General features: G+C 43.2%; 9 protein-coding genes. 7 read left to right on the forward strand and 2 right to left on the reverse strand.

The window, feature by feature from the left end; all coding sequences use genetic code 11:
- The first annotated feature begins 133 nt into the window (after positions 1 to 133).
- The 6 genes from NEJAP_RS00435 (at position 134) to NEJAP_RS00460 (ending at position 6,035) form a co-directional block, all read left to right on the forward strand.
- Complete coding sequence (locus NEJAP_RS00435; protein ID WP_201348781.1) at positions 134 to 571, forward strand: copper-binding protein; 438 nt, start codon at positions 134 to 136, stop codon at positions 569 to 571.
- Between the two features lie 355 nt (positions 572 to 926).
- Positions 927 to 1,370 carry a cytochrome c-550 PedF gene (gene pedF, locus NEJAP_RS00440; RefSeq protein WP_201348782.1) on the forward strand — a complete coding sequence of 148 codons (444 nt, stop codon included), beginning with the start codon at positions 927 to 929 and terminating at the stop codon, positions 1,368 to 1,370.
- Positions 1,363 to 2,271, forward strand: a complete 909-nt coding sequence (locus NEJAP_RS00445) for a substrate-binding periplasmic protein (RefSeq protein ID WP_201348783.1) — start codon at positions 1,363 to 1,365, stop codon at positions 2,269 to 2,271. Before pedF ends, NEJAP_RS00445 begins: the two co-directional genes overlap by 8 nt.
- A 49-nt stretch (positions 2,272 to 2,320) precedes the next feature.
- Positions 2,321 to 3,085 carry a quinoprotein dehydrogenase-associated SoxYZ-like carrier gene (locus tag NEJAP_RS00450; RefSeq protein WP_236591008.1) on the forward strand — a complete coding sequence of 255 codons (765 nt, stop codon included), beginning with the start codon at positions 2,321 to 2,323 and terminating at the stop codon, positions 3,083 to 3,085.
- A 9-nt stretch (positions 3,086 to 3,094) separates the two neighbouring features.
- Positions 3,095 to 4,030, forward strand: a complete 936-nt coding sequence (locus NEJAP_RS00455; protein ID WP_201348784.1) for a quinoprotein relay system zinc metallohydrolase 1 — start codon at positions 3,095 to 3,097, stop codon at positions 4,028 to 4,030.
- Positions 4,031 to 4,244: 214 nt separating this feature from the next.
- The gene (locus NEJAP_RS00460; protein ID WP_201348785.1) at positions 4,245 to 6,035 is read left to right on the forward strand and encodes a PQQ-dependent methanol/ethanol family dehydrogenase; all 1,791 of its coding nucleotides are present in this window, start codon (positions 4,245 to 4,247) and stop codon (positions 6,033 to 6,035) included.
- A gap of 82 nt (positions 6,036 to 6,117) precedes the next feature.
- Here the strand turns inward: NEJAP_RS00460 and NEJAP_RS00465 are convergent, their stop codons facing one another.
- On the reverse strand, positions 6,118 to 7,014 hold the full coding sequence (locus tag NEJAP_RS00465; RefSeq protein ID WP_201348786.1) for a LysR family transcriptional regulator: 897 nt from the start codon (positions 7,012 to 7,014) through the stop codon (positions 6,118 to 6,120).
- 488 nt (positions 7,015 to 7,502) lie between these two features.
- On the opposite strand from NEJAP_RS00465, the gene NEJAP_RS00470 reads away from it, so the two are divergent.
- On the forward strand, positions 7,503 to 9,023 hold the full coding sequence (locus NEJAP_RS00470; RefSeq protein ID WP_201348787.1) for an aldehyde dehydrogenase family protein: 1,521 nt from the start codon (positions 7,503 to 7,505) through the stop codon (positions 9,021 to 9,023).
- A 57-nt stretch (positions 9,024 to 9,080) separates the two neighbouring features.
- Here NEJAP_RS00470 and NEJAP_RS00475 read toward each other — a convergent pair whose 3' ends face one another.
- Positions 9,081 to 11,399: an ABC transporter substrate-binding protein gene (locus tag NEJAP_RS00475; protein ID WP_201348788.1), complete on the reverse strand. Its 2,319-nt coding sequence runs from the start codon at positions 11,397 to 11,399 to the stop codon at positions 9,081 to 9,083.
- Between the last annotated feature and the right edge of the window lie 122 nt (positions 11,400 to 11,521).

The raw sequence follows: 11,521 nt of genomic DNA on the forward strand, positions 1-11,521 counted from the left end.
ATAAGCAGGAAGCACAGAGGGGGGAATATGAAGAAAGTACAAAACTTTTAGTACTGAAGTAGTATTTTGTTGTCAGGTGGGCGCTTTAGCATGAATAAGAGAAAATTACAGATGCTATGCACGGGGTGATGAAATGCGATTGATTAATAAGTTACTTACACCGGCCATTTGTGCCGCTATGTTATTGTCAGGGCAGCAGGCGCTTGCCGAAGGAGACTTAACTCGCCGCCCTGTAAAGTTGCCAAATTTGGTACTTGGCACGGAAGATAATCGTTACTATCTATCGCAAACGCGTTATGAACTGGAGACAGGTAAGTCTTATAAATTGAAAATAATTTCTAGCGGCCAAACCGAATATGCAATAAAAGCACCCAGATTTTTCCAGTCTATATTTCTTCGAAAAGTAGAAGCAGGTGATATGGAAATTAAAGCAATGAGCTTAACTGAGCTGGAGTTTGAGCAGGAAGGTGAAGCTGAGATTTACTTCGTACCTATAAAAACGGGCGAGTTTGAGTTTTACTCAGCGGGTTTGGAAGTGAAAGGTATGAAAGGAATTTTTAGCGTGAAGTAGGGCGCCGTTCTCCCTTGCTGGCACAAATATCCACTTCCCCATGCCCTCGATGAATGTGCTCGCATTCATAGAGGGTATGTTGGTATCAAATGTCCCTCTCCAATACTCAAGCCCCGTTTGTTCTAGTTTCAATATTTACTTAAGTTACCTTTTGATAATTAATAAAAAACACTCAGCTACAAAGGTGCGTGTTGTCCGTGCATTGACGTTACAACCTAGTACCAAGGAACTAGTTTTTGCGCGCCAAAGTACACTTTTTGGATTGGCAGGCTTGCGTCATGATTTGATGAAGAGTGAAACACTGTCTACTTAAAATCGGCAGATGTGTCGTGAAAACAAAAAAGTGGTGAATCTGATGTTCCTGAAAAATAAACTATTACTATCGACGGCTGCACTAGTGTTTTGTGCGGGTCTTTCAACTCAAGCGATGGCACATGGAGATGTGACACCTCAAGGTGTTGATACACAGGGATTGGATCCACTTGGCGAAGAATGGCGTGAAGAGAACCCATACCGTCCTCCTTATGAAAAGAATGCACAGGCTATCAAGATTGGCTTCTCTGCCTATACGCAAAACTGCGCTCGTTGTCATGGTTTGGAAGGGATTTCTGGAGGTATCGCGCCTGATTTACGTATGCTTGAAGCCGGTCTTGAGGGTGATGAGTGGTATCAGTATCGTGTTGTCAACGGTGCGGTACGAGACGGTGCTGTTTACATGCCAAAAATGGCCGATTACCTGAGCCAGGAAGCGCTATGGGCGATCCGTACTTGGTTAGAGTCGGTGAGTGTTGATGAGTAAGCTCTGCGTACTGGCAATCAGTATCTGTCTGGTGTTATCCGGGCAGGTACAAGCGCGAGCCTACGATGACGTGATTGCCTCAAGGTATCTTACGGTAGGCGTTTATCATGATTTCCCCCCCTATTCTTACCTTGTTGATGGTCAGCCTAAGGGTGTTGATATCGAACTCGGTAAAGCAATAGCCGCCGCATTTGATCTTGAGCTGAAGTTACACTGGATTACGCCAGATGAAAATCTGGAAGATGATCTGCGTAATAATGTTTGGAAAGGTCATTATCTCGACAAGAATACAGAAAACCCATTGGCGATGAAAAAGCTCGCTGATGTAATGATGCGGGTTCCTTATGATCGCGAGTTTGCTTATCGACAAGATCCCCAGACCGGTGAAGTGGTGAATGAGCAGGTTGTTATGTTTGGGCCGTATCAGCGTGAGTCTTGGCGGGTCTCGTTTGATGCTGAAAAGATAGAAGCAGTAAAAACCATGGCTGTTTTTCAGTATTACCCCATTGGTGTTGAGATAGACAGCCTGCCTGATTTTTATCTGACATCGGGTTTTCGGGGACGTATGCGCAAAAATGTTCATCATTACGGCAACGCACGAAAAGCCTTTAGCGCCATGCAAGAGGGTAAGGTTGATGCAGTGATGGCGATGCGCTCAGAGATCGATCATCTGTTATTTGAAGCGAATAACCCGCGTTATCAGGTGGCTGAAAATGGTTTTCCGTCGATGGGTAAGCAGAAGTGGGATGTGGGTATGGCAGTAAAAAGTACATACCGACAGCTAGGCTATGCTATTGAAGAAGTCGTGGATGGCATGGTGCGTTCTGGTGAAATGGAAACACTGTTTAGCAAGTATGGATTAACGTACGAACTGCCGGGGCTGTATCAAGAAATACAATAGAGAAACGGAATAGCTGGCTACCCGCCGTGAGTGTTATTAGGAGGTTTAGATGCATTTTGCCAATGTGATTTTGTGTCGTGTCACTATGCTGCTCTGTTTTGTTGCTAGCCCGATTATTCACGCCTCTGATGACCCGCTTCAGTCTCCTATGTGGGACTATTTACGTAATGTGTTTTTAGGCGATACGCCTTATCAATTTGATGATCGTATTGTTGTTTCTGTGCCTCCTTTTGCTGAAGACCCAACGCAAGTGCCGGTGACGGTAGATGCCACTGCGCTGTCTGAGAAGATAGAAAAAATCGTGGTGTGGGCAGACTTAAATCCCATTCAGCATATCTATACTTATTATCCGCTTAAAGATGTAAAACCTAACGTTTCTTTACGTATCAAGGTACAACAGGCCACTCCTATACGTGCCGCGGTCTTAACAAAAAAAGGTCAGTGGCTGGTGGGTGGCATCTATCTGGATGCGGCGGGTGGCGGTTGTACAACACCCAGTGTAGCTAATGCTGCTCCATACTGGGAAAGCCACCTAGGTGAGATTAGCGCTAAGAAATTCCAACGAGAAACGTTTGGCCGTTATAAGTTCAAAGTGGTCCACCCTATGGATACTGGGCTGGTGGATGCTATTCCTGAGTTTTATCTGCAACAGCTTGAGCTACGCGATGCACAAGGCGCAGCCCTTGTGAAAATGGACCTGTCGCAACCTGTCAGTGAGAATCCGGTTTTTTCCTTTGATGTCACTCAACCAAGTGCGCAGCATAGCTTATGGCTGCGGGATAACAATGGTAATGAGTTTGAGCAGCCACTCTAGGAGAGATCAATGAAACAACTACAGTACTTGCTATTCTCTTTGTTGATGAGCCTTTCTTGTTCTGTATTTGCCGCCAAATTAAGCTATTCGCTTGAGCCTCAGAAAATTGCTGATGATACCTGGCTTTTACAAGGCAAGTTAGAGGATTTTACACGTAAAAATGGCGGCAATATTGTCAATACAGCCTTTATTGTCACTGAAGAGGGAGTAGTAGTTTTTGATACTGGGCCCTCTAAACGCTATGGCGAGGCAATGCGCCAAGCGATAGATTCCGTGACGGATAAAGCGATTATTCATGTGTTTAATAGCCACCATCACCCGGACCATTTTTTGGGAAATCAGGCTTTTAGTGACAGCAAAATCTGGGCGTTACCCGAAACCGGTAAGCTCATAGCGCAACAGGGTAATGCTTTCGCTGAAAACATGTATCGTTTGGTGGGAGACTGGATGCGCTCTACTGAGGTGCAGTTACCGACTGAGCCGCTGGATCTAGCCGCTACGCCGCTGATGGATGTGGGGAAACATCGTTTTCGGTTTATTCAAATGAAGGGGCACAGCGGTGCCGACCTTCTTATGTTAGATGAAACGACAGGCGTACTTTTTGCCTCCGATATTGTGTTTTTTAAACGCGCTTTAACGACACCACATACACCCAGCTTAAGTGCGTGGATAGAGAATTTAGAGCAACTTAAAAACTGGCAATACCATACGCTTGTACCAGGCCACGGTCCTATAGATACAACAGGGTTGGCGGTAGAGCAGATGGCCGACTATTTGCGTTGGCTGGATAAAACGTTAACTGCTGCAGCGTCACAAGGGCTTAGTATGAATGAGGTTATGGAATTACCTATCGATGCACGTTTTAGTGATATATCCCTGACAAGATTAGAGTTTGTGCGTTCGGTATTTCACCTTTATAGCCGCTACGAAGAAGCCTCTTTTTAAAGACATCATATGACAAAACATCTGCAAGACTTTTGGCGCCCTCGTGGCGTCTTTTTTTGTCTCTTTGGAGCAGGTAGTAGTACTAAGTAACGAGAAAAGTTGTTCTGGGGTGTAATTGTTGGAATCTACCAAAACTTCACAATGAGAGACATGATTCGGGGAAGCTTTCCCGGCTCACCCCACAATAAAAAACGATTCCGTAAAGGAGCTAGTGATGAACAAAACGACTTTAGGCACAGGTTTCGCGATTAGCACGCTCGCCGCAGCCATCTCGTTCTCTGCTGTTGTCTCGGCCGGTGTAACTGATAAAGATATTATGAATGACCAGGCAACAACGGGTGATGTTGTTTCCAATGGTATGGGTTTACGCGGGCAGCGCTATAGCTCATTGACGGCTGTAAACCCAGATACCGTAAAAGACCTTCGCCCAGTGTGGGCGTTCTCGTTTGGTGGTGAAAAACAACGTGGGCAAGAATCCCAACCTGTTGTTAAAGATGGTGTGATGTTTGTAACGGGTTCTTATTCACGTGTTTTTGCTATTGATGTTAAAACCGGTGATGAGTTGTGGCAGTATGATGCCCGCTTACCTGATGCCATCATGCCGTGCTGTGATGTCATCAACCGCGGTGTAGCTTTGTACGGTGATCTGGTTATTTTTGGTACGTTGGATGCCAAGCTAGTCGCACTGAACAAAGATACCGGTAAAGTGGTATGGAAAAAGAAAGTTGAAGATTACAAAGCGGGCTATTCATTAACCGCTGCTCCTATCATTGTTAAAGGTAAAGTCATTACCGGCGTTTCCGGTGGTGAGTTCGGTGTTGTCGGTAAAGTAGAAGCGTATGACGCTAAAACAGGACAGTTAGCCTGGACACGTCCTACGGTTGAAGGCCACATGGGTTATGTGTGGAAAGATGGTAAAAAAGTTGAAAACGGTATTTCCGGTGGCGAAGCGGGTAAAACCTGGCCTGGCGACTTATGGAAAACGGGTGGTGCTGCTACATGGCTAGGCGGCACCTATGATGCGGATGTAGATCTGCTCTTCTTTGGTACAGGTAACCCCGCACCATGGAACTCTCACTTGCGCCCTGGGGATAATCTATTCTCCTCTTCTCGTTTGGGGATTGACCCTGACGATGGAAAAATCGTATGGCATTTTCAGACTACGCCACATGATGGTTGGGATTATGATGGCGTAAACGAGTTAATCTCGTTTGACTACAAAGCTGACGGGAAAACCATTAAGGCGGCAGGTACTGCTGACCGTAACGGTTTTTTCTATGTCTTGAACCGTGAGAATGGCGGCTTTATCCGTGGATTCCCCTTTGTCGATAAAATGACATGGGCTAAAGGTCTGGATGAAAACGGGCGCCCAATTTATAACGAGGCATTTCGTCCAGGAAATCCGGCAGCATCTGCTGATGGTAAGCAGGGTAGCCCTGTGGCAGCAGCGCCTGCGTTCTTAGGTGGTAAAAATTGGATGCCGATGTCATATAGTAAAGACACGGGCTTGTTCTATGTGCCTTCTAATGAGTGGGAAATGGATATCTGGAATGAACCAGTATCGTACAAGAAAGGTGCAGCATATCTAGGTGCAGGCTTTACTATTAAAGCCGTTAATGAAGACTACATTGGTGTATTGCGTGCGATAGATCCTAAGACCGGTAAAGTGGTTTGGGATTACAAGAACTACTCACCACTGTGGGGTGGCACTATGGTTACTAAGGGTAACTTAGTGTTTATGGGTACGCCTGAAGGCTACCTGAAAGCCTTTAATGCTAAAACTGGCGAAGAGATGTACAAGTTCAACACAGGTTCTGGGATTGTTGGTACGCCAATTACCTGGGATATGGGTGGCGAACAGTATGTTTCCGTTGTTTCCGGTTGGGGTGGAGCGGTTCCATTGTGGGGCGGTGAAGTGGCTAAACGTATTAAAAACTTAAACCAAGGGGGCACGGTCTGGACGTTTAAGTTACCAAAGCAGAACGCTAACCTCGCAAATAACTAAGTGATTTAAGGACTAGCGCTTTAAATTTGATCCTTGAAATAGGAATGCTAAAAAGCCTGAACTCGTAAGAGCCAGGCTTTTTTTAACGCTTTAGTAATGCTCTACAGCGTTGGCGCAACATATCACGGAACATGATTACTGCGGGTGTGACCTGTTTTCTATTGGGGCAGACCAGCCATAAATTAGCTGCTTCTGTTGAGTACCCCTGCATTAATTCAACCACTCTCCCTGCTTGAAGATCTTCAGCCATATCTAGTCTAGATTTGAAAGCAATTCCTTGGCCTGATACGGCCCAACGGTGAACGAGGTCAGCATCATTGCAAATACGGTTGCCTTGTACCCTGATACGCATTAGCTCTTGGTCATCGCGAAAAGTCCACAAATCGTATGTGCGATCTCCTAACAAGTATAAAAGACAGTTGTGTTCGGTGAGATCGTTAGGGTGTCTTGGCTGGCCATGACGCTCAATGTATGTGGGTGATGCGCAGACCACTCGATCAGATTCGCAGATGGGAAAGGCAATCAGGGAAGAGTCTTCGGGTTTCCCGTAACGTAATGCGATATCCACTCGATCATGATAAAAGTCAGAGAGGCTATCGCTGGCATTTAGGCTTATCGAAAGTTGAGGATGTAGTTGCATAAAGTCATCTAGCCAAGGCAGTAAAACATTTCTTCCAAAATCGGAAGAAACAGATATGCGCAACGCACCATTGAGTTGCGTTTTGTCTTGTTCAATCGCTTGTTGAGCTTCTTTAAGTTCAGATAGTGCACGCCGACAGTGAGGAAGGTAGCGCTCTCCAGTCTCTGTTAAGCGTAGTTTGCGAGTGGAGCGGATAAACAAGCTGGTATCTAATTGTTGCTCTAAACGTTTCAGTGCGGCACTGGCAGTGGCGGGTGATATGTCTAGTTCTCGGGCTGCCGCTGTAATATTACCGCTATCGGCAGTGCGAACAAAAAGATCTAGATCAGATAGCTTCATGAAAAGATGATTCCATAAATATAATCAAAATTATTTTGATAAAAAAGCAAAAATTACCCTACTTATTTTATCCTTTTTTCAATAAAGGCACCTTAACTATTGAGCCCGCTTCCTTATTAGGAAATGTTTTTCGAGGTTTGAAAATATTCAGATAGAGGGATGAAAAGACTTTAAAGGTGGTTTTTTAGGGAAAAAAGAGAGCGCGATGATAAGTGACATAAAAATAAAACATGCGAAAAAAATAATAACTTTATTATTTATAAGTCTTTAATAGTTATAAGTATTTTAAAGTTTTTCTGGGTTTCTCTATATGATTTTACTGAGCTTCTGTAAGGCCCTTCTCTTATTATAAGCACTAAAGTAGTAGTTTTTCGCTTCCAAAGGGTGATACCTGACTTGGCTTCTGAATCGCTAATATCGAACTGTGATTAATTGAATGGCGCCTGCTGGTTGGGCAGGGCTGATATAACAAGAAAGAGGCCAATAAGATGATTTATGCACAGCCAGGAGCTGAAGGCTCAGTTGTTACTTTTCAAGAGCGCTATGGTAACTACATCGGTGGCGAATGGGTTGCACCGGTTAATGGACAATATTTTAAAAACGTATCACCTGTAGATGGTGAGTCTTTTTGTGAAATCCCTCGCTCAACAGAAGCCGATATTAATTTAGCACTGGATGCAGCACATGCAGCCAAAGATGCATGGGCGGCAACCTCTGTTACAGCACGTTCAAATATCTTACTCAAAATTGCTGACAGAATTGAAGCTAACCTCGAAAGGCTGGCTGTAGCAGAAACATGGGATAACGGTAAAGCCGTTCGTGAAACCCTAAATGCTGACGTCCCTTTATGTGTTGATCACTTCCGTTACTACGCGGGTTGTATTCGTGCACAAGAAGGTTCTATCGGTGAAATTGACGGCAACACTGTTGCTTACCATTTCCATGAGCCGTTGGGGGTTGTTGGTCAGATCATTCCTTGGAACTTCCCTCTATTGATGGCTGCTTGGAAACTTGCTCCAGCACTTGTTGCAGGTAACTGTGTTGTACTGAAACCAGCAGAGCAGACGCCAGCATCAATTCTTGTGCTTATGGAAGTCATTGGTGATTTACTGCCAGCGGGTGTGCTGAATGTTGTCAATGGTTACGGTGCAGAAGCCGGTCAAGCACTGGCGACTAGCAAGCGTATTGCCAAAATTGCTTTCACTGGATCAACGCCAGTTGGTTCGCATATTTTGAAATGTGCAGCAGAAAATATTATTCCTTCAACAGTAGAGCTAGGGGGTAAGTCTCCGAATATCTACTTCGAAGATATCATGAACTATGAAGACGAGTTCATTAGTAAGTGCGTAGAAGGAACGGTACTCGCATTCTTTAATCAGGGTGAAGTATGTACTTGCCCTTCACGCTTGTTGGTTCAGGAATCGATTTACGACAAGTTCATCGAGATGGTCATTCAGCGTATTGGCCAGATTAAACGTGGTAACCCTCTTGATACTGAAGTTATGGTGGGTGCTCAGGCTTCACAAGAACAGTTTGATAAGATCTTGAGCTACTTCGAAATTGGTCGTGATGAAGGAGCAGAGGTATTGATAGGTGGCGGTGCTGAAAGCTTAAGTGATGGTTTAAATAACGGTTACTATATTCAGCCAACGTTACTGAAAGGTAACAATAGTATGCGTGTATTCCAGGAAGAAATTTTTGGTCCTGTCGTGTCTGTGACAACCTTTAAAGATGAAGCAGAAGCGTTGGAAATTGCTAACGATACTGAGTTTGGTTTGGGTGCAGGCTTATGGACACGTGATATGAATCGTTCATACCGCATGGGTCGTGGTATTCAAGCGGGTCGTGTGTGGACTAACTGTTATCACCATTATCCAGCACATTCTGCATTCGGAGGTTACAAAAAATCGGGTGTTGGCCGTGAAACACATAAAATGATGTTGGACCACTATCAGCAGACCAAAAATATGTTGGTTAGCTACGATATTAATCCGATGGGCTTCTTCTAAGCTTACGCTCTACTTGGATCTTTTAGAGGGCTTAGGCCCTCTTTTTTTGCTTAAAAACTATGGTGTTAAGTCCATTCCTTTTTTTACGGACACTTTATCTCTATCTGCTTGCTTAGATTGGTAAAGGGCTTGGTCGACGTTATAGAGGGCTTCTTTAATCGTGATAGATGGTAAGAAGTTTGAAACCCCTGCGCTGGCGGTCATTTTTCCAATATGTTTGTAGGAATGTTCGCGTATTTTTGCCAGTAATTTTTCTGCTAGGTTTTTGCCTTCTTCAACATCGATATGAGGGCAGACAATAATAAACTCTTCTCCTCCCCATCGGCCGACATAATCGGTGCTACGAACGTTTTTTTGTAGAACGCTAGCAAATTCAACTAGGACGGCATCACCCATGGCATGTCCGTAGGTGTCGTTTACACGCTTAAAGAAATCTATATCGAGCAAGATGATAGAGGCATTAACGCTATAACGGTCAACCTCTGCTTTTTGTTCGATTAAAACATCATCCATTTTTACGCGGTTATAAAGCCCCGTTAACTTGTCGGTAACGGATAACTTTTTAAGGCGTTGATTAAGCCTTCTTAACTGATGGTAGTGATAGATAAAAGCGAGTGATAATAGACATATGCCAATGATAATCTTCCACATGAGAGAATAATCAAAGGAGACTTCTTGCTTAATAGGTACCCATTTATTGAATGTGGACTGTTTAAATTCTGGATCAATATTGTATATAAGTTTTTGAAATACCTCCTGCAGCAGAGGTTCATCATTTCGTGTGGCTATTGATAAGTTGATATCATCTTCTAGCCTAGATGATATTTTTAGGCTGCCAGTAAAGTCTTTCTGTATGGCTGTCGCAATCGTCATGAGGTTATCAATGTAGCCAAAGAGCTGGCCATTCTCTACTTGTTGTAACCCGTCATTTATAGATTTAACCTCTATAATATTGATCCCTGGTACTGCTTTACGCAGACTTTCTTCTACGGAATAGCCCTTTACCACGCCAATCTTTTTATCTTTGATGTCAGCAATGTCACTGATAAAAAACTTATCGGTGGTGGTTGCCATTACGACAGGAAAGGTCGTGTAGGATGTCGTGAAATCCATATAGAGTGAGCGTTCTGGTGTATGTGATGCCATTGAAAAAATATCACACTGCCTATTTTTTGCTTTTTTTATAGACTCTTGCCAGCTTTGAGTCGGTATCAAATGAATTGGTATAGGTAGTTGTTTAGCTAAGGAAGAAATTATATCGGCGGCAATGCCAACATGTTTGCCGTTTTGAATGCTTTCAAATGGCATCCAATCGGGATCTACACAAAGGTTAATGAATTTTTTATTTTGTAAGTACAGTTGCTGCTTTTCGTTAAAGATCACATTGTGGTTGTATGTTAATAGTAGGTCGTCAAATAGAAAGGTACCCAGTTCTTGAGTGGCGGGTAATAGGCCGCTGTGGTGTAACTGTTTTACTGTTCTAAGGCTTAAATCTGTATTAATTGCACCAATTTCAAAAAAATCTAATAGCATCATTTTTTTTGTGACGGCCACTTCGTAAGCAAGTGCGTCGATGGATTTTTTCTGGGAGTACTTTTTGTAGATGGTGGCAATAGTTTCTCGTGGATGCTTTAGGGCGTACGTCCAGCCTCGATTTGATGCATCGATAAATTTTCGCGTTCTTTCTGGGTGTTGCAATGCTTCAGTTTGTGATGTGAATAGATTAACAGCACTCATTAAGAAGCCGTAATCGGCAGGGTCAATAATATTGTATTCAATATTTTGTTTGTCGAGTTCAAATAACTGATTGGTTCTAAAAGCACTCATTGCATCTACTTCATGGTTAATAAAGTCTTCGATATTAAAAGAGTGCTCAATTAATTTTGAGTTGTTTTTGGTTATAAAAAAGTGGTCTAACATCAGTGCTAATGAACTGTATTTAAGTTCATCTTTGGTGCCCATAATAGTTTTACCTATTAGGTCCTTAGGGGTTTTTATCTCTTTAGAAGTGACAAATATAAGTGGCGACTGTTGGTAATAAGTCGCTAATAAAATGATGGGTTGTAGTTCTCCTTCGTGGATAATGACACTGGAGTTATGAATACCGTAATTATTTTCTTGAGAAAGCACTTTTTCAACGGTATCAAAGCCTGCTTGGTATTCTAGTAGCTCTACATCTAACCCTGCTTCTTGATAAAAACCTTTCTCCTTTGCCATGATGAAACCAGCAAACTCAAATTGAAATTTCCAGTCTAGCTGTAAAGAAATTTTTTCCAGTGCAAGTGCTTTAGTACTCATGATCAGCATTACAAAAAGAGTAATAAGAGGGAGTAAGTAAAGGCGATGTTTAATGTCTAGTAAATGCTGAGTTCGCATTGATAATCATATCCCTATGTTATTTACCATGCGGCTTCCTAACAGAGCAGAAAGAAAACGGCTTATGAAGTGTAAGCTAATTTAATATTAGCACAGGATCGATTTCACCGTTTTTAAATACG

Source organism: Neptunomonas japonica JAMM 1380, assembly GCF_016592555.1.
GTDB classification, from domain to species: domain Bacteria; phylum Pseudomonadota; class Gammaproteobacteria; order Pseudomonadales; family Balneatricaceae; genus Neptunomonas; species Neptunomonas japonica_A.

Bases quoted from the DNA above. Each gene is read 5' to 3' on its own strand.
- NEJAP_RS00435 (WP_201348781.1), top strand. From the start codon at position 134: ATGCGATTGATTAATAAGTTACTTACACCGGCCATTTGTGCCGCTATG.
- pedF (WP_201348782.1), top strand. From the start codon at position 927: ATGTTCCTGAAAAATAAACTATTACTATCGACGGCTGCACTAGTGTTT.
- NEJAP_RS00445 (WP_201348783.1), top strand. From the start codon at position 1,363: ATGAGTAAGCTCTGCGTACTGGCAATCAGTATCTGTCTGGTGTTATCC.
- NEJAP_RS00450 (WP_236591008.1), top strand. From the start codon at position 2,321: ATGCATTTTGCCAATGTGATTTTGTGTCGTGTCACTATGCTGCTCTGT.
- NEJAP_RS00455 (WP_201348784.1), top strand. From the start codon at position 3,095: ATGAAACAACTACAGTACTTGCTATTCTCTTTGTTGATGAGCCTTTCT.
- NEJAP_RS00460 (WP_201348785.1), top strand. From the start codon at position 4,245: ATGAACAAAACGACTTTAGGCACAGGTTTCGCGATTAGCACGCTCGCC.
- NEJAP_RS00465 (WP_201348786.1), bottom strand. From the start codon at position 7,014: ATGAAGCTATCTGATCTAGATCTTTTTGTTCGCACTGCCGATAGCGGT.
- NEJAP_RS00470 (WP_201348787.1), top strand. From the start codon at position 7,503: ATGATTTATGCACAGCCAGGAGCTGAAGGCTCAGTTGTTACTTTTCAA.
- NEJAP_RS00475 (WP_201348788.1), bottom strand. From the start codon at position 11,399: ATGCGAACTCAGCATTTACTAGACATTAAACATCGCCTTTACTTACTC.